Annotated in this window: 14 protein-coding genes; 5 read left to right on the top strand and 9 right to left on the bottom strand. The window is 68.7% G+C overall.

The window, feature by feature from the left end:
* Nucleotides 1-89 precede the first annotated feature (89 nt).
* The 4 genes from rsmG to ACFRKB_RS17250 all read left to right on the top strand — a co-directional run bounded on the left by rsmG (nt 90) and on the right by ACFRKB_RS17250 (nt 4,163).
* Entirely contained in the window at nt 90-806 is a 717-nt protein-coding gene (rsmG, locus tag ACFRKB_RS17265; protein WP_365976329.1) for a 16S rRNA (guanine(527)-N(7))-methyltransferase RsmG, read from the top strand.
* A gap of 265 nt (nt 807-1,071) precedes the next feature.
* Complete coding sequence (locus ACFRKB_RS17260) at nt 1,072-2,148, top strand: ParA family protein (protein WP_383106664.1); 1,077 nt, start codon at nt 1,072-1,074, stop codon at nt 2,146-2,148.
* Complete coding sequence (locus ACFRKB_RS17255; protein ID WP_383106663.1) at nt 2,145-3,242, top strand: ParB/RepB/Spo0J family partition protein; 1,098 nt, start codon at nt 2,145-2,147, stop codon at nt 3,240-3,242. The genes ACFRKB_RS17260 and ACFRKB_RS17255 overlap by 4 nt, the downstream gene beginning before the upstream one ends.
* A 303-nt stretch (nt 3,243-3,545) precedes the next feature.
* Nucleotides 3,546-4,163 (top strand): GNAT family N-acetyltransferase, encoded by a 618-nt coding sequence (locus ACFRKB_RS17250; RefSeq protein WP_365976326.1) that lies wholly within the window; start codon nt 3,546-3,548, stop codon nt 4,161-4,163.
* A 95-nt stretch (nt 4,164-4,258) separates the two neighbouring features.
* Here the strand turns inward: ACFRKB_RS17250 and trxA are convergent, their stop codons facing one another.
* The 7 genes from trxA to ACFRKB_RS17215 all read right to left on the bottom strand — a co-directional run bounded on the left by trxA (nt 4,259) and on the right by ACFRKB_RS17215 (nt 13,852).
* On the bottom strand, nt 4,259-4,591 hold the full coding sequence (gene trxA / locus ACFRKB_RS17245) for a thioredoxin (protein ID WP_383106662.1): 333 nt from the start codon (nt 4,589-4,591) through the stop codon (nt 4,259-4,261).
* A gap of 43 nt (nt 4,592-4,634) precedes the next feature.
* Nucleotides 4,635-5,606 (bottom strand): thioredoxin-disulfide reductase, encoded by a 972-nt coding sequence (gene trxB, locus ACFRKB_RS17240; RefSeq protein ID WP_383106661.1) that lies wholly within the window; start codon nt 5,604-5,606, stop codon nt 4,635-4,637.
* Between the two features lie 131 nt (nt 5,607-5,737).
* Nucleotides 5,738-6,724: an anti-sigma factor family protein gene (locus ACFRKB_RS17235; RefSeq protein WP_383106659.1), complete on the bottom strand. Its 987-nt coding sequence runs from the start codon at nt 6,722-6,724 to the stop codon at nt 5,738-5,740.
* Entirely contained in the window at nt 6,721-7,425 is a 705-nt protein-coding gene (gene sigM / locus ACFRKB_RS17230) for an RNA polymerase sigma factor SigM (RefSeq protein WP_383106658.1), read from the bottom strand. The genes ACFRKB_RS17235 and sigM overlap by 4 nt, the downstream gene beginning before the upstream one ends.
* 25 nt (nt 7,426-7,450) lie before the next feature.
* On the bottom strand, nt 7,451-9,160 hold the full coding sequence (locus tag ACFRKB_RS17225) for a protein kinase family protein (protein WP_383106657.1): 1,710 nt from the start codon (nt 9,158-9,160) through the stop codon (nt 7,451-7,453).
* 120 nt (nt 9,161-9,280) lie between these two features.
* A complete protein-coding gene (murJ, locus tag ACFRKB_RS17220) occupies nt 9,281-11,422 on the bottom strand; it encodes a murein biosynthesis integral membrane protein MurJ (RefSeq protein ID WP_383106655.1) in 2,142 nt (713 codons plus the stop codon).
* A gap of 45 nt (nt 11,423-11,467) precedes the next feature.
* Nucleotides 11,468-13,852, bottom strand: a complete 2,385-nt coding sequence (locus ACFRKB_RS17215; protein ID WP_383106654.1) for a DUF6049 family protein — start codon at nt 13,850-13,852, stop codon at nt 11,468-11,470.
* A gap of 211 nt (nt 13,853-14,063) precedes the next feature.
* Here ACFRKB_RS17215 and ACFRKB_RS17210 point away from each other — a divergent pair, with 211 nt between their 5' ends.
* Nucleotides 14,064-15,530, top strand: coding sequence for a CCA tRNA nucleotidyltransferase (locus tag ACFRKB_RS17210; protein ID WP_383106653.1), 1,467 nt, complete (start codon nt 14,064-14,066; stop codon nt 15,528-15,530).
* Nucleotides 15,531-15,592: 62 nt separating this feature from the next.
* Here ACFRKB_RS17210 and ACFRKB_RS17205 read toward each other — a convergent pair whose 3' ends face one another.
* Together ACFRKB_RS17205 and ACFRKB_RS17200 are read right to left on the bottom strand one after the other, a co-directional pair.
* The gene (locus tag ACFRKB_RS17205; protein ID WP_383106651.1) at nt 15,593-16,864 is read right to left on the bottom strand and encodes an MFS transporter; all 1,272 of its coding nucleotides are present in this window, start codon (nt 16,862-16,864) and stop codon (nt 15,593-15,595) included.
* A gap of 96 nt (nt 16,865-16,960) precedes the next feature.
* On the bottom strand, nt 16,961-18,043 hold the full coding sequence (locus ACFRKB_RS17200; RefSeq protein ID WP_030354358.1) for an inositol-3-phosphate synthase: 1,083 nt from the start codon (nt 18,041-18,043) through the stop codon (nt 16,961-16,963).
* Nucleotides 18,044-18,097: the final 54 nt, after the last annotated feature.

Here is an 18,097-nt window from a genome sequence, read left to right as displayed (position 1 = left end):
CGGCCCCGTCTGTTGCGCAGACGGGGCCGAACTTTGTCAGCCTGATAGTCAGCCACCGGTCGGTGGTTCGGTATGGAAGGACGGTTCCCGTGACGGAGGCAGCAGAGCTTCCCCCCGCACCGGACGAGGCGCGCACTGTTTTCGGTGAGTACTTTCCGGAGGCCGTCCGCTACGCGGAACTGCTGGCGGACGCGGGGGTCAAGCGTGGCCTGATCGGCCCGCGCGAGGTCCCACGGCTCTGGGAGCGGCACCTGCTGAACTGCGCGGTGCTCTCCGAGGTCGTGTCCGAGGGCGTGACCGTCTGCGATGTGGGTTCGGGCGCGGGGCTTCCCGGGATCCCGCTGGCGCTGGTACGGCCCGATCTGAAGATCACGCTCCTGGAGCCTCTGCTGCGGCGGACGAACTTTCTCCAGGAAGTCGTCGAGCTGCTCGGCCTGGACCATGTGACGGTGGTGCGCGGCCGTGCCGAGGAGGTCCTCGGCACCCTCCAGCCCGTCCACGTGGTGACGGCGCGCGCGGTGGCTCCACTCGACCGGCTGGCGGGCTGGGGAGTACCCCTGCTGCGGCCGTACGGCGAGATGCTGGCGCTCAAGGGCGACACCGCCGAGGAGGAGATCAACGGCGCCCGCGCCGCACTGAGCAGGCTCGGCGTGGTGGAGACCTCGGTCCTGCATGTCGGTGAGGGCATCGTCGATCCGCTGGCCACCGTGGTGCGGGTGGAGGCCGGGGAGAGTCCAGGCGGTGTGCGGTTCGCCACGAAACGGGCCAAGGCAGCACGGGCCGGCCGTGCGCGGCGGCGCCGTTGAGCCGTACAGTCCGTACTGCCTATCAGTGATGCTCCATACAAGCTGCCATACCTATGCGCTGCGGAGTGTCGTGACGGTGTAGCTCTGCGGCCCGTGCATCGTGTTTCACGTGAAACGTCGCTCACTGCTGCAGGGAATCATCGGCCGTGGCCGCGCTGCTGCTACACCGCGCGGCCGAAAGCCCCTCGTAAGGGGGACGGGGTTGTCCACAGAGGAGGATTCCTCCACAGAACCAGGGGCCTCGCTGGTTCACGACCCCGAAAGCATGGCAGGCTCTGTCCATTGCGAGTCTGAAGTCGAGGAGAGTGAATCCTTGCGGTCCGACGCCAACATCGCGGGACCGATGACCGATCCGGTCCCCGGTCCCCGTACCGAGTCGGCGGGGGAGGATGTTTCACGTGAAACACCGCCCCCGATGGACGACACCCCCATTGGCCGTGCAGCCCAGCTGGCGGTGGAGGCACTGGGCCGCGCCGGCGAGGGTCTGCCGCGCCCGGAGCAGACGCGTGTCATGGTCGTTGCCAACCAGAAGGGCGGCGTAGGGAAGACCACCACCACGGTCAATCTCGCCGCCTCGCTCGCGCTCCATGGCGCGCGCGTGCTGGTGGTCGACCTCGATCCCCAGGGCAATGCCTCCACGGCGCTCGGGATCGACCATCACGCCGAAGTTCCCTCGATTTATGACGTCCTGGTGGAGAGCAAGCCACTCTCGGAAGTGGTCCAGCCCGTCCCGGACGTCGAAGGTCTCTTCTGTGCCCCGGCCACCATCGATCTCGCCGGTGCGGAGATCGAATTGGTCTCGCTGGTGGCACGGGAGAGCCGACTGCAGCGGGCGATCGAAGCGTACGAGCAGCCGTTGGACTACATCCTCATCGACTGCCCGCCCTCGCTCGGCCTGCTGACCGTCAATGCGATGGTCGCCGGCGCGGAGGTGCTGATCCCCATCCAGTGCGAGTACTACGCACTGGAGGGGCTGGGTCAGCTGCTGCGGAACGTCGACCTGGTGCGAGGGCATCTCAACCCCACGCTCCATGTCTCGACGATCCTGCTCACCATGTACGACGGCAGGACACGGCTCGCCTCGCAGGTGGCGGACGAGGTACGGAGCCACTTCGGCAAGGAGGTGCTGCGGACGAGCATCCCTCGGTCCGTACGTATCTCCGAGGCACCGAGCTATGGGCAGACGGTGCTGACCTACGATCCGGGGTCCAGTGGATCCCTGTCGTATCTCGAAGCCGCCCGTGAGATCGCTCTACGGGGGGTCGGAGTGCACTACGACGCCCAGCAGGCCCATGTGGGCACTCAGAACAGTCAGCAGAATATGCCGGAGGGGATCCAGTGAGCGACCGACGCAGGGGATTGGGACGTGGGCTCGGTGCGCTGATCCCTGCCGCTCCACAGGAGAAGCAGGCGCCCTCTCCAGGAGCGGCCGCCGCCACTCCGGGAGCGGCTCCCGTACTGACCGCGGAGCGGGGTGTGGCCGCTGCGAAGGTGACTTCGCTGCCGCAGGCCGCCATGGTGCCGGAAGTGGAGACGGTCGCCCCGGAGTTCGAAGCGGCGCCCGAGCCGACGACGGCAGGGGCGCACTTCGCCGAAGTACCGATCGACTCCATCACACCGAACCCGCGCCAGCCACGCGAGGTGTTCGATGAGGACGCCCTCGCCGAACTGATCACTTCCATCAAGGAAGTCGGCCTCCTCCAGCCCGTCGTCGTACGGCAGGTGGGGTCCGAGCGCTACGAGCTCATCATGGGCGAGCGGCGCTGGCGGGCTTGCCGGGAAGCCGGTCTGGAACGCATTCCGGCGATCGTCCGCGCGACCGATGACGAGAAGCTGCTGCTCGACGCGCTGCTGGAGAACCTGCACCGTGCCCAGCTGAATCCGCTGGAAGAGGCCGCGGCCTACGACCAGTTGCTCAAGGACTTCAACTGCACCCATGATCAGCTGGCCGATCGGATCGGCCGCTCACGTCCGCAGGTCTCCAACACGCTCCGGTTGCTGCGCCTCTCTCCCCCGGTGCAGCGCAGGGTCGCCGCGGGTGTGCTCTCGGCCGGTCACGCGAGGGCGCTGCTGGCGCTGGACGACTCCGAGGAGCAGGACCGGCTGGCGCACCGCATCGTTGCCGAGGGGCTCTCGGTGCGCGCGGTCGAGGAGATCGTGACCCTGATGGGTTCGCGCCCGCAGAGCTCGCCCAAGTCGAAGGGGCCGCGGGCCGGCGCCCGCCTGTCGCCGGCGCTCACCGATCTGGCCTCGCGCCTTTCGGATCGCTTCGAGACCCGGGTGAAGGTCGACCTGGGCCAGAAGAAGGGAAAGATCGTCGTCGAGTTCGCCTCAATAGACGATCTGGACCGGATTCTCGGCACTCTCGCCCCCGGCGAGGGACGCGTCCTGGACAAGGATCTCGACGAGGAAGCCAGGGAGGACGACGAGAGCTGAGGCTCTCGAACAGCCCCCGGGGCGGGCCGTGTTCCATGCTTACTGGAACACGGCCCGCCCTTTGCTGTCTCGCGGTGTGCCGGACATCTTCGGGTGGATACGATGCGTTCTGGTATGGCGCATCCACTTGATCCAACCCGGAAGGAGAGCGGGGGCCATGCGATCGGTGAGCCGCAGTCGGCTGGTATCGGCTGGACTGGGTCTTGGAGTGCTCGGCGGCTTCGTCGGCAGCCTGCTTCGGGAGCGGAGCGCGCTGACAGCCGCCCGTGGCGCGGCAGGCGAAGGAAATGAGGAACAGCCTCCATGGGGCGTCGGCTCGTACCGCTCACGCTGGACAACCTTCCCGACCTCCCCAGGCGCTGCCGAGCGTGTGTCTTCTGGGAGCTCGACCCGGTCAGCGGGGAAGCAGCGGTAAGGGCGGGCAGGGCCGAGGAGGAGAAGGAAGCCTGGATCTCGGCCGTCCTGCTGGAGTGGGGATCCTGCGGCCGCGTTGTCTACGTCGACGATGTGCCGGTCGGCTTCGTTCTGTACGCGCCTCCGGCGTATGTGCCGCGCTCCATGGCCTTCCCGACAAGCCCGGTCTCCCCGGACGCCGTGCAGCTGATGACCGCGTGGATCAAGCCCGGGTATCAGGGGCAGGGGCTCGGCCGGGTGATGGTGCAGACCGTGGTGAAGGATCTGCTGCGGCGGGAGTTCAAGGCGATCGAGGCCTTCGGCAACGCCCGCTGGAAAGAGCCGGCCTGTGTGCTCCCCGCGGATCATCTGCTGGCGGTGGGCTTCAAGACCGTACGTCCGCATCCGACGTATCCGCGGCTGAGGCTGGAGCTGCGGACCACGCTCTCCTGGAAGGAAGACGTGGAGCTCGCTCTGGACCGGCTGCTGGGGGCCGTCAAGAAGGAACCCGCGCTACGGCCGCTCTGAGCCGGGCAGCGTATGGGGCAAGAGAAACGGGCCGACTCCCCGATGGGGGAGCCGGCCCGTTTCACGTGAAACATCGAGGGCCGTCGGGCGTCGACTTACGCACCGATGAAGTCCTCAAGGTCGCGTTCGAGCGCGGCCTTGGGCTTGGCACCGACGATGGTCTTGGCGACCTCGCCGTCCTTGTACACGTTCAGCGTCGGGATGGACATGACGCCGTACTTGGCTGCCGTGGCCGGGTTCTCGTCGATGTTGAGCTTGACGACCTCGATCTTGTCGCCGTGCTCGGCGGCGATCGCCTCAAGAGACGGGGCGATCTGGCGGCACGGTCCGCACCAGGCGGCCCAGAAGTCCACCAGTACGGGCTTGTCGCTCTTGAGTACGTCCTCGTCGAACGAGGCGTCGGTTACATGCTTCAGGTCGCCGGCCACGGCGGCCTCCTTAAATTCGCGGGGTGTGGGTCGGTACAGCTGGTCAGACGGTGGCGGTCTTCTCCGGCTCGGCGTTCTCGCCGTCACTGAGCGCGGCGAGGAATCGCTCGGCGTCGAGAGCGGCGGAGCAACCGGTGCCCGCAGCGGTGATCGCCTGGCGGTAGGTGTGGTCGACGACATCACCGGCGCCGAAGACACCGGACAGGTTCGTCCGCGTCGACGGGGCGTCGACGGTGAGGTAGCCCTCTGCGTCCAGATCGAGCTGGCCCTTGAACAGCTCGGTCCGCGGGTCGTGGCCCACCGCGATGAACAGACCGGTCACGGGGAGCGCGGAGGTCTCACCGGTCTTGGTGTTGCGCAGGGTCAGACCGGAGAGCTTCTGCTCGCCGTGGATCTCGGCGACCTCGCTGTCCCAGGCGAACTTGATCTTGGGGTCGGCGAAGGCGCGGTCCTGCATGGCCTTGGAGGCACGCAGCGTGTTCCGGCGGTGGACGATCGTGACGGACTTGGCGAAGCGCGACAGGAAGGTGGCTTCCTCCATCGCGGTGTCGCCGCCACCCACCACCGCGATGTCCTGGTCCTTGAAGAAGAACCCGTCGCAGGTGGCGCACCAGGAGACTCCGCGCCCCGAGAGAGCGTCCTCGTTGGCCAGGCCGAGCTTGCGGTGCTGGGAGCCGGTCGTGACGATCACGGCCTTGGCCCGGTGCACGGTGCCGGCCGTGTCCGTGACCGTCTTGATGTCACCGCTGAGGTCGACGGCGATGACATCGTCGGGGACGAGCTCGGCGCCGAAGCGCTCCGCCTGCGCCCGCATGTTGTCCATCAGGTCCGGGCCCATGATGCCGTCGCGGAACCCCGGGAAGTTCTCCACATCGGTGGTGTTCATCAGCGCACCACCGGCGGTGACGGCGCCCTCGAAGACCAGCGGCTTCAGCGATGCGCGCGCGGTGTACAGCGCGGCCGTATAGCCGGCGGGCCCGGAGCCGATGATGATCACGTTACGGACGTCGCTCACGGGTTTCTTCCTCGTCTCTGCAGACTGCCTACTGGGGCCGGATCAACGACTTTCACCCCATCCAACGGATCCTACGGGTCCCGCATTCCCGAGGCGTCCCGGCTCCACGAAGGGCTGCACGAAGACGGTCGTCAGCGGCGAGGATAGGCGTGCTTCAGGAGGACCTTCCCCTGGCCCGAAGGATCGCTGTCGACACAGGCCGCATCGATCACATAGGCCTGGACCCGCGTGCTGTCGGTGGCGTGCGGCAGAACGACGAGGTAGGCGCTGGTGCCCTTGTACGTCCCCGGCTCGGCGGCGAGGGCGGGCGTGGTGCTGCCCGTGCCCTGCCGAACGCACGGCGGGACCTCGGGCTCGGGCTGGAGCAGCGGCGAATTCGCTGTGCTCCGGTCCTCGCCGGCATCGCGAGGCTCCTCGGCTGGTGACCCCTTGGACTCCTTGACCGTCCCGCCGGAGGCCAGCAGCGTGTCCACACGGTGCTGCAGACCGGCTTCCGAGAACTCCTCGTCGCTGCCCGAGGAGCTGACCGCGGCGTCGCCCTGCTTGGTGGAGGCGCTGTTGTCGTCCGAAATCCCGAGCGACTGGAGCAGGAGAACGCTGACACCTACGGCCGCTGTTCCGAAAACAGCGCCCAGGACAGCGTTACGGCGGCGCCGGCGGGTGTGTCCGCTGCGACCGGGGCCGGTGGCCGCCCTCGGACGGCCGGCGGGCCGGTCCGTTCGTAGCGTCTCCGAGGCGGACTCCGCCGGTGACGGCGGGCCGGTCGGTGCGGCGACGGCCGGTGCCGAGGATTTCTGGGGCAAGGACGCCCGCGACGAGGGCGATGTTTCACGTGAAACATCCGCAGCCTCCTCCGGGGCGGTGGCGTTCAGAAGTGCCTCCGCCGCCAGCGCGGCATCGATACGACCGGCGACATCGGCCGGCATCCGCGGTGGTCCGGGCAGGGTACCCAGCAGTCCCCTGATCTCCTCAAGTGAGTCATGGACGTCTGCGCACAGAGCGCAGCCGTCGAGGTGGCGCCGTACATCAGCGGTGCGGGACGGCGAGAGCAGCCCCTCCGCGAGATCGGAGATCTCCGAGACATCCGGGTGCTGAGCCATGTCGGTCGTTGATGTCACGCGCGCCCACCTCCGCCCTTCACTCCAGCTGGATCACTTGGTCCTGGGTCTCTTGGTTCCGCTGCCGGTGGGACGGATGCCCCCGGCGTCCGGTTCCTTCCCCTGCCGAGACCGCTGTTATCCCTGGTGGCCCCGCGTAGATGCGCGAGCATGGGCAGCAGTCTGGCCCGGCCGCGTGCGCAGCGGCTCTTCACCGTTCCGGTGGGTACGCCCAGGACCGCGGCGGCTTCTGCCACGGGGTAGCCCTGCATATCGACGAGCACCAGGGCAGCCCGTTGCTCGACGGGGAGCTTGGCCAGCGCCGCCAGCAGCTCACGGTGGAGATCCTGGCGCTCCGCGGGGGCCTCGGCGGACTCGTGGGGCTCTAGGAGCTGCTCCAAGCGCTCGGTGTCGTCCACGGGCGACGTCCTGCGTGAGGCCGCTTTACGGGCCCGGTCGAGGCAGGCATTGACGGTGATGCGGTGCAGCCAGGTGGTCACGGCGGACTGCCCGCGGAAGGTGTGGGCCGCCCGGAAGGCGGACACCAGCGCGTCCTGGACCGCGTCGGCGGCTTCCTCCCGGTCCCCCAGCGTCCGAAGGGCCACCGCCCAGAGCCGGTCCCGGTGGCGCCGTACCAACTCGCCGAAGGCGTGAGGGTGGCCTGCGACATGAGCGCTCAGAAGGTCCTGGTCGCTTGAGTCGCCGAGTGCGGCATCGTCCAACAGTGAGCCCCCCTCCCCTGATGCCTCAGCCGGTGAACGTGATCTCGGAGATTCCCCCGCGGAAGCGGTCGGCGGACCCGTCCGTCGGCAGTTCGGTGATGTGGATCAATACGTACCGGGTTCGCACGGGCTTGTCGAGAGTGGTCTTCAGAGTCTTGCCCACCGTCTCCAGCTTGGTGAGGCGCTGAGAGAAGTCCGCGAGCGCCGACGGGGACGACGCGTCCGCACCGGCCGCGAGTACCTCGGCCTTCTGGCCGCCGCGGTACATGCCGATGTCCATGCCGGACACCTCCTGCACGCTGCCCAGGTCGACGATGATCCCGCTGCCCTGCTTGCGGTCCGGCAGATTCCCGAAGTTCGGGTAGTTCTGGTACTGGAGCGTGATCCACGCCGTGCCGGGCTTGCCGTCGATGGCGTTCGGGACGAGGGCCGGCTTTATCCCGGATCCGCTGGGCATGAACTCGGTCGCGTCGGCGATCCGCAGAGGCTTGGGGGGCTTGGCCGTCTTGTCGTCGTCGGTGGCCGGCTGGGTGGGCGTGCTGTCGCTCTCATTGCTCTGGTCGAGGAGGCGGTCGGCGACCTGCCAGCTGCCGAGCCCCAGCGCGGCGATGAGGAGCGCGGCGACGGTCCACTTCAGGGCCTTGCCGGTACGGCTCTGGAGCGGGGGCGGCGGGGGCGCCACCGGCGGGAGGGGAACCGTTCCGAGGCCGGGCTGCGAGCGTCCGTAGGTGCCCTGCTGGTAGGTGGTGCGCTGATACTCCGGCGGGGCGGTGAACGTGGGCTCCGGCGGCCTGATGCGCGGCATCTCCGCGACGGCCGCGGCCAGCTCGTCGGGGGTCGTGCACGGCGGTTCCTGGCGGGAGGCGGTCGCGCCGTCATTGATCAGGGCGCGCATGGCGAGCTCGGAGAGACCGCGGTGGATCCCGGCACGGACCTGGTCGGGGGCGATCAGCCCGACGCCCTTGGGAAGGCCGGAGAGCCCGTACGCGTCGGCTTCGTAGGGCCAGCGCTGGGTCAGTGCCGCGTAGAGGAGCGCGCCGATCGCCTCGGTGTCGGTGCGCTGCGGCCGGTCCGCGCTGATCCCGCGCAGAGCGGCGTTCACGGCGAGGCCGCGGATGCGGTACTGACCGGTGGACGTCCGCAGCACCGCTCCGGGCGTCAGCCGCAGATGCGCGAGGCCCTCACGGTGGGCCGCCGCCATGGCCTGGGAGACCTGGCTGACGAGCTGGTACGCCTCATGGGCCTCCAGCGGCCCCGAGGCGAGGAGCGCGGTCAGCTCGACCGCGTCGGGCAGCCACTCGTGAACGACATAGACGAGGTCGTTCTCCTCGACGGCGTCCAGGACCTGCACAAAGCGGGGGTCTCCGAGCAGAGCGGAGGACCGGGCCGCCGCCAGTACGGAACGGGCCCGCGGATGGTCGGCCGGCAGGAGATGCACGCCGACAGCGCGGCGCAGCTTCTCGTCGACCGCCCGCCAGCTGCTGAAACCGTCCAGACGGGTGACACACTCCTCCAGGCGGTAGCGTCTGGCGAGTTTGTGGCCGCTGTGCAGCTCGGGCGCCGAGATGCCCGGCTCGGTGTTCTGCCGTTCGCTGCCCGTGTCCGAAGCGGACTTCTCCGCCTCGTTCTGGGCTTCCGCCAACCCGTCGGTCGTGGCCTTGCCCGCCTTGGCGGTCAGCGGCTTGTCACCGCTGTTGTCGGCCACGTCGACGGCAGCCGTGCTACGTTCCGCCACCGTCGCTCCTGCCTCCCCATCCGTTGCGCACTATCCAACAGCCAAGCCAATTGTGCCCACAGTTGGACGCTATGCACGACACGCGGCAGCCGATGATGGTTGTGCTGGACCGCGCCGCGTTTACCGTCCGAGGCGTCCGCGCACCATGCCGACCATGGCGTTCATCTCTTCGATCCGCATCTTCTTCGCCGCGACGAAGAAGACCGCCAGCAGGGCGATACCGCCGCCGATCAGAGCCACCAGCGAGCTGAGAGCACTGCTGCCCAGAGCGTTCAGGACGGCGTAGGCGACCGCGCCGGCCGCCAGGGCACCGGGGACGGCCGCCAGGCAGAGCCGGGCGTACGTACGCAGGACGCGCCCGCCGTCCAGATCGCCGCCCAGTCGGTTCCGCAGCCTGCGCCAGGCGACACCGACACCGACGGCGTAGGCGAGGCCGTAGGAGGCGGCCATGCCGACCACGGCCCAGCGGGAGGGCAGGACCACATACGAGACGGCGGAGGCGGCGGCGTTGACCGCGGCGACGATGACCGTGTTGTAGAAGGGCGTCCTGGTGTCCTCGTAGGCGTAGAAGCCGCGCAGGACGACGTACTGCACGGAGTACGGGATGAGTCCGAGGGCGAACGCCATCAGGATGAAGCCCATGGAGCGTGCCGATTCCAGGCCGCTGGACGAGAACATCAGGATCGACAGCGGGACACCCAGCGCGAGGAACCCGAAGGCGATCGGCACGATAGCGACCGCCGAATTGCGCAGACCCTGGGAGATGTCGTCGCGTACCGCTCCCGGGTCGCCGTCGTGGGCGGCGCGCGAGATCCTGGGCAGGAGGGCGGCCATGACGGAGACGGTGATGATGGCCTGCGGCATTCCCCAGATCAGCTGGGCATTGCTGTAGGCGAGGATGCCGGTGCCGTCCTTGCCGGAGGCGACGCCGGCGGCGGTGGCGAGCTGGGTGACGACCAGGACTCCGGCCTGGTTGGCGAGGACGAACAGAACCGTCCACTTGGCCAGCTTGACCGTCTTGCCGAGGCCGTGGCCCTTCCAGTCGAAGCGCGGGCGGAACCGGAAGCCGGTCTCACGGAGGTAGGGGATCATCGCGAGCGCCTGGACGACCAGGCCGAGCAGCGTACCGATGCCCAGCAGCCGCACGCCGTCCGGCGGGATCGTCTGCACCGTCATGTCCGAGTCCGCGGCGGTGCCGTACACCCAGATGAACAGACCGAACGTGGTGATCATGACGATGTTGTTGAGGACCGGAGTCCACATCATCGCGCCGAACTTCCCGCGCGCGTTCAGGATCTGGCCCATCACCACATGCACACCCATGAAGAAGATCGTGGGCAGGCAGTAGCGGGCGAAGGTGATGGCGACGTTGTTGGCGGCCGGGTCGCTGGCGATCGGGTCGGACATCAGACGCACCAGCCACGGTGCCCCGAACACGGCGAGGGCCACGATCGCGCCGAGCGCCACCATGACGAGGGTCAGCAGCCGGTTGGCATAGGCCACGCCACCGTCGTCGTCGTTCTTCATCGCCCGCACGAGCTGCGGGACGAAGACGGAGTTGAGACCGCCCCCGACGGTGAGGATGTAGATCATCGTCGGCAGCGTGTACGCCACGGTGAAGGAGTCACCGAGGAGGGCCGCGCCCAGCGCGGCGGTGATCACCAGGCTCCGAACGAAGCCGGTGAGCCGGGAGACCAGTGTGCCCGCGGCCATCAGGGCACTGGACTTGAGCAGCCCGGCGGCCTTGCCCCCCGACTTCTTGGGGGGCGCCGGCGCGGGTGCGGCTTCCGGCTCCGGCGCGGTCAGCACCTGGTTCGAGCCCTGCTGGTCGCGGTAGAGGTGAGCGAACGCGTCCGCCGGCCGGCTCTCGTCGCCGGCTCGGGAGACCAGGTCGTCGATGCCGGTGAACTGGGTGGTCCTCGGGTCGTCCCCGTACGGGAGGTGGCGTGTCGGCCCGGAGGGCTCGGGCGGCGGGGTCTGGGCCCAGACCCGGGGATCGGGCGCGTTCTGCGGGGTGGGCGGCTGCTGGTAGAGCTGGTGGGACTCCGGATAGGTGCCGGGAGGCGGCGGCGGGTGCGAGGCGCGGTCGTACAGCGCCTCCGTCACCGGATCCTGCGTGGAGAGGTCCTGTGACCAGTAGGGGTCCCGGTCGTAGGCATCCTGGACATAGGGATCCTGGGCAGACGGCGCAGTGGGCGGAATCCGGCCCGCCGGGTCGCCACCCGCGCCCTGCCCGCGGTCACCGTCGTACGGCGCGTTCATGGTTACCCCACCTCATCGTCCCCGGCCGACCGGCCACGACATCGCTCAACGGTCCACTTTCTCACCCGCGCCCGACGCGTCCGCGCTTTCCGGACCGGTGTTTGGTGTCGGGTCACTCGCCTGCCCGGGATCTGTGTCCTCAGCGGCCCGCGCACGGTCCGTGCGCTGCGTGTCCCGCGCCGTCCCGTCCGCGCCGGTGCCGTCTTCGGTGTCGTCTCCGCCGTCCGTGTCCTCCGTGTCCTCCGCGTCCTCCGCGGCTGCCTTACGGGCCACCGCCCGCTTGCGCTGGCTGTACATCTTGACCCCCGCGAGGACAAGAAGCAGCACTCCGCCGGCGATGACGAGCATCACGGTGGGGGTGATCTCGGAAACCTTGACCTGGAACGTCATCGGACTGCCGTACGGCGTGCCGTCCACCGTGTACAGCTGGGCGGTCACCTGCACCGGACCGTTGGCGTTGCCCGCCCCGGTGAACTTCACCGACTGGCTGTGCCCGCCGTCGATCTTGATCGGCCGCTCCGCCACCGCCCGGTCGCCGTCCAGCTTGAGACGTGTCGGGTTGTCGGACTTCAGGCGCAGCACCAGATTCTGGACGCCCTGCAACAGCTGGTTCTGGACGGTCACCGGGATCGTCGCGCTGCGCCCCGACAGCGTCAGCACGGACTTCGGGATGAGCTTCACCTCGGTGGCGAGGCCCACCAGATAGTTCTCCACCGTGCCGCGGTACTGCCGGGCCTTCTCGGGCTCCCCGCGCCACGAGGTCGACATCGCCCGGCCGATCGCGTTGCCGAAGGGCGCGGCCACCCGGTCCGGAGCGCTGAGGATGGCCTTGAAGTTGTCGAGCCGCTCCTGCGTCTTCTTGATGTCCAGGAAGACATCGGTCGGCAGCTCCTGGTCCCGCAGCTTCTTCGGGTAGCGCGAAGACGCGGGCACCTTGGTGGTGGCGTCCGAGTCGGGTGTCGCCGCGGCCGCCGCGAGCAGATCGGACGGTTCCGTCCAGCGCTCGGAGTCCAGCCCCCGCAGCGCGCGCGCCATCGACTGTGCCTGGGCGGCGCTCGGCATCCGCTGGGGAGCGACGACGACACTGCGCTGATTCTCCGGGTCCTGAAGCGTCACGGCCAGCGACTGGGCGAGGAACTTCTGGACCGCGAGGGTGGACGCGCCCGCCGCCGACATGTCCCCCTGGAAGGCGGTGGAGAGCCGGGTGTCGGCGACGACGGCCGTCGTCCCGCCGCCGATAGGCCGTGCCGCGGCGGGGGTGTACGGGAGATTGTCCTGGAGGCTGTCGCTGCGGGTGATGACCTTGTGGGCACCCGCCGAGGTCGCGACATCGACGATCGAGGGGTCGATCGCACCGTCCACGGGCCAGGCGAAGTCGACGGACGGCTTCACATGAAGGATGGTCTCCACGGTCTTCCCGGCCACGTCGGTGGCGGGCTGCAGATGACTGAGCGCACCGGAGACGTCCTTGCCCTGGTGGGCCAGCGACGCCAGATCGGGATCGGCGAACGGCAGCGCGACGACCTTGCCGCCCTGCACCGCCTTCTCCAGGGTGTCGAGCCATTTGGTCGCCACCGCCTGGTTCTTGCCGGGGACGGTCGTGTCCCCACTCCTGACCTGGTAGTTCTTGGTCATGGCGTCAGCGGTGGCAAGGAGATCGGGGTCGATCACCCAGGTGACGGGAAGCTGGCTGCCGAGTGAGACCAGCTGCTCCAGCCGCCCGCCCGGGGCCAGCTCCTCGGCCAGGTCGTCGTTCTCGAAGACCGGTGTCTGCTGATCGTCCGAGCCGGTCTCCGCCGACAGGCGCGTCGACGAGATCAGCGGCCAGAGGACGGTGAGCTGTGTCTTCTCCTCCGTCGCGTCCGGCTGCCAGGGCAGGAAGGTGCGCTGGATGCCCAGCACCTGGGCGTACGGCGCGGACGAGGTCTGTCCTGTCAGTGAGACACCAAGCTGGTAGACGCCGTCCTGGCCGAGGCCGAGCTTGCTGACCGGTACCGAGAGGGCGAAGTCCTGGGGGATGCCGACGGCGAGCTTCGGGATCTTGACCTTGTACTTGCCGCCGATCGGAGCCACATCACCCGAGGTGCTGGTGCGCTCGGCGGCGTCGTCGATGGCCGTCCTGCCGTACATGCGCGGACCGACCCGCAGATCGACCTGGGCGTCGGTGATGGTGTTCTTGCCCGTGTTGGTCACCGTCCCCGAGACGGTGAGTGTGTCGCCCTTCACCGGCGCACTGGGGGCCAGTGTGTCGAGCGACACATGGACCGTACGGGAGCCGGTGGCCGTCGGCGCCGCCTGGGCCGCGGGCGCCGCCGTCCCGGCCAGCAGACCCGCCAGGAGCGGCGCTCCGGCGAGTACGGAGGCTGTGCGCCGCAGCCACCGGCGGGCAGGAGAATGACCCATCCCCTGGAAGTCTGCCGCCTCCGCCACGCGCTCGCCCGTCCCTTGTCATCGTCGGTTGCCGTTGGTGGTTGTCAATTGCCGCGTCCACGCATGGTAACGATGTGCGCTGTGGCGAAGTGCTGGGGACTGCTCCACATGATCGGAAGAATCTCATGAGCCACCGGAAACCTCCGCATCGAGGCGGGGCGGCCCGAAACGGGGGCGCCCGCGGGGGCCGCGGCACGTACCCTTTTCTGTTGTGCCGAACGCCAATGAAGACAATTCCCGTGCCCTCAGTCAGGTGCAGCGCCGCGCGGTCAGCGAACTGCTGCGGGTATCCCCCGTCGCTGACGATCTCGCGCGCCGGTTCCAGGAGGCCGGATTCACACTCGCCCTGGTCGGCGGCTCGGTCAGGGACGCCCTTCTCGGCCGGCTCGGCAATGACCTGGACTTCACGACCGATGCCCGGCCCGAGGATGTTCTGAAGATCGTCAGGCCTTGGGCGGATTCGGTGTGGGAAGTGGGGATCGCCTTCGGCACGGTCGGTGTCCAGAAGGACGCCCGGGTCGGAGACGCCGATCAGCGCTTCCAGATCGAGGTGACGACGTACCGCTCGGAGGCCTACGACCGGACATCACGCAAACCCGAGGTGTCCTATGGCGACTCCATCGAGGAAGACCTCGTGCGCCGGGACTTCACGGTGAACGCGATGGCCGTCGCGCTGCCGCAGAAGGAGTTCATCGATCCCCACGGCGGGCTGGAAGACCTCTCCGCCCAGGTGCTGCGGACCCCCGGCACCCCTCAGGAGTCCTTCTCCGACGATCCCCTGCGGATGCTGCGGGCCGCGCGGTTCGCCGCGCAGCTGGACTTCGAGGTGGCTCCCGCTGTGGTCGAGGCCATGAGGGACATGTCCGGCCGTATCGAGATCGTCTCGGCGGAACGTGTACGGGACGAGCTGAACAAGCTGATCCTCTCCGCCCACCCGCGCAAAGGTCTGGCGCTGCTCGTCGACACCGGGCTCGCGGACCGGGTGCTGCCCGAGCTGCCGGCGCTGCGGCTGGAGAGCGATGAACACCACCGCCACAAGGACGTCTACGAGCACTCGCTGACCGTCCTTGAGCAGGCCATCGACCTGGAGGAGAACGGGCCGGACCTGGTGCTGCGGCTGGCCGCGCTGCTGCACGACATCGGCAAACCCCGGACACGCCGCTTCGAGAAGGACGGCGGGGTCTCCTTCCACCACCATGAGGTGGTGGGCGCGAAGCTGACCAAGAAGCGGATGACCGCGCTCAAGTACTCCAACGAGATGGTGAGGGATGTCTCCCGGCTGGTGGAGTTGCACCTGCGCTTCCACGGCTACGGAACGGGTGAGTGGACCGACTCGGCGGTGCGGCGCTACGTACGTGACGCCGGACCCCTGCTCGACAGGCTCCACAAGCTGACCCGCTCGGACTGCACCACGCGCAACAAACGCAAGGCGAGCGCTCTCTCCCGCGCCTATGACGGCCTGGAGGAGCGCATCGTCCAGCTCCAGGAGCAGGAGGAGCTGGACGCCATCAGGCCCGACCTGGACGGCAACCAGATCATGGAGATCCTGGGCGTCGGCCCCGGACCGGTGATCGGCGCCGCGTACACGTTCCTGCTGGAGCTGCGGCTGGAGAACGGCCCGATGGAGCAGGACGCGGCCGTCGCCGCCCTCAAGGAATGGTGGGCCGCGCAGAGCTGAACCCGCGCGGGTCATGTTTCACGTGAAACATGACCCGCGCCGCGCGCTCCGGGGGCGATGTTTCACGTGAAACATCGCCCTCGCCTCTTGTAGGTCAGGGCCGCCGCCACGCCCGCGTAGAGAACCGCCACCGTCGCCACGAGCGGCACGGAGCGGCCGTCCGGCGGCAGCATCACCGCCGCCACCCCCGCCGCGCCGACGAAGGCGACATTGAAGAGGACGTCGTAGAGGGAGAAGACCCGGCCGCGGAAGTCGTCGTCCACCGCTGTCTGCACCACCGTGTCCGTGGCGATCTTCGCCCCCTGGGTGATCAGACCGAGCACGAAGGCGGCGGCCAGGATGGGCGTGGGTGCGAAAGTCAGCCCCAAGGCAGGCTCCAGGACGGCCGCCGCTCCCGCACACAGCGCCATCCACCCGTACGGCCCGAGCCGTCCCACCGACCACGGTGTGAGAACCGCGGCGGCGAAGAAGCCCGCGCCGGAGATGGCGACGGCCAGCCCGAGCAGCGCCAGCCCCTCGGTCTCCCGCGCCGTCCAGGCGTATCTGCAGAGCATCAGCACCATCACCGTCAGCGCCCCGTAGCAGAAGCGCATCACCGTCATGGCGGCCAGCGCACCGGCCGCCGTCCGCCGCTCCGCGAGATGCCGCACCCCGTCCGTGAGCCCGCGAGCCGCGGAGAGCAGGGCGGTCCTCAGCCGTGGCCGTCCGCGCGACGGCTTTCCGGGGCCCAGCAGTTCGCGGGCCAGCAGGAGCGAGGTGAGCGCCCCGCAGAAGTAGAGGACGGCGCTCAGCAGCACCACGGCGGCGTCGGAGTCCGCGATCGTCAGCCGTACGACGAAGGCGAGCCCGCCGCCAGCGGTCGCGGCAAGCGTTCCGGCGGTCGGGGAGAGCGAGTTCGCGAGGACGAGCCGCTCGTCGTCGACCACATGCGGCAGGGCGGCCGAGAGTCCGGCGAGAACGAACCGGTTGACGGCGGTCACGGACAGCGCCGCGACGTAGAAGAGCCAGTCGGGCACGGAGGCCACGATCAGCACCGCCGTACAGCCCGCGAGAAAGGCCCGCAGCAGATTCCCGTACAGAAAGACCTGACGGCGCTGCCAGCGGTCCAGCAGCACCCCGGCGAACGGGCCGATCAGTGAATACGGCAGCAGGAGCACGGCCATCGCGGAGGCGATCGCGCCGGGAGAGGTTTGTTTCTCCGGCGAGAAGACGACATACGTGGCGAGCGCCACCTGGAATACACCGTCGGCCCCCTGGGAGAGCAGCCGGACCGCCAGCAGTCGGCGGAAGTTTCCAAGGCGCAGGAGCACACGAAGATCACGCACGACAGGCATGTGAGCCAGCGTCACACACGCGGCTCCGCCAATACGAGAAGGGTCACCGAACCAGCAGCCCGGAGACCCTTCTCGTCATGACGGGGAGGCCGCGCTCTAGCGCTCGACCTCGCCGGCGATGAACTTCTCGACGTTCTCGCGGGCCTGGTCGTCGAAGTACTGGACCGGCGGCGACTTCATGAAGTACGAGGACGCGGAGAGGATCGGGCCGCCGATACCGCGGTCCTTGGCGATCTTCGCGGCGCGCACGGCGTCGATGATGACACCCGCGGAGTTCGGGGAGTCCCAGACCTCCAGCTTGTACTCCAGGTTCAGCGGGACGTCACCGAAGGCGCGGCCCTCAAGGCGGACGTACGCCCACTTGCGGTCGTCGAGCCAGGCGACATAGTCCGACGGGCCGATGTGGACGTTGTCGGCGCCCAGGTCGCGGTCGGGGATCTGCGAGGTGACGGCCTGCGTCTTCGAGATCTTCTTGGACTCCAGCCGCTCACGCTCCAGCATGTTCTTGAAGTCCATGTTGCCGCCGACGTTCAGCTGCATCGTGCGGTCCAGGACAACGCCCCGGTCCTCGAAGAGCTTCGCCATGACGCGGTGCGTGATCGTGGCGCCGACCTGCGACTTGATGTCGTCACCGACGATCGGGACACCGGCCTCGGTGAACTTGTCCGCCCACTCCTTCGTGCCGGCGATGAAGACCGGGAGGGCGTTGACGAAGGCGACCTTGGCGTCGATGGCGCACTGCGCGTAGTACTTCGCGGCGTCGTCGGAACCCACGGGCAGGTAGCAGACCAGGACATCGACCTGCTTGTCCTTGAGGGTCTGGACGATGTCCGCCGGCGCCTCGGGGGACTCCTCGATGGTCTGGCGGTAGTACTTGCCCAGACCGTCGAGGGTGTGGCCGCGCTGGACGGTGACGCCCGAGGACGGCACGTCACAGATCTTGATGGTGTTGTTCTCGCTGGCGCCGATGGCGTCCGCGAGGTCGAGGCCGACCTTCTTCGCGTCCACGTCGAAGGCCGCCACGAACTCGATGTCCCGCACGTGGTACTCGCCGAACTGGACATGCATCAGCCCCGGTACCTTGCCCGCCGGGTCGGCGTCCTTGTAGTACTCGACGCCCTGCACCAGTGAGGCGGCGCAGTTGCCCACGCCGACGATGGCTACGCGTACCGAACCCATTCCGGTTGCTCCCTGTGTGATGTCAGTGTTCGTGATGAAACCCTGCGGAGATGC

This window comes from Streptomyces scopuliridis (genome assembly GCF_042790125.1).
Lineage (GTDB): Bacteria > Actinomycetota > Actinomycetes > Streptomycetales > Streptomycetaceae > Streptomyces > Streptomyces scopuliridis_A.
The sequence above is the reverse complement of the archived record's forward strand: the minus strand, read 5'-3'. Positions and strand labels throughout refer to the sequence as shown.

What these genes read in the sequence shown, in the direction of transcription:
- ACFRKB_RS17260 (WP_383106664.1), top strand. Translation starts at nt 1,072, where the DNA reads ATGGCAGGCTCTGTCCATTGCGAGTCTGAAGTCGAGGAGAGTGAATCC.
- ACFRKB_RS17250 (WP_365976326.1), top strand. Translation starts at nt 3,546, where the DNA reads ATGGGGCGTCGGCTCGTACCGCTCACGCTGGACAACCTTCCCGACCTC.
- murJ (WP_383106655.1), bottom strand. Translation starts at nt 11,422, where the DNA reads ATGAACGCGCCGTACGACGGTGACCGCGGGCAGGGCGCGGGTGGCGAC.
- ACFRKB_RS17205 (WP_383106651.1), bottom strand. Translation starts at nt 16,864, where the DNA reads ATGCCTGTCGTGCGTGATCTTCGTGTGCTCCTGCGCCTTGGAAACTTC.
- ACFRKB_RS17200 (WP_030354358.1), bottom strand. Translation starts at nt 18,043, where the DNA reads ATGGGTTCGGTACGCGTAGCCATCGTCGGCGTGGGCAACTGCGCCGCC.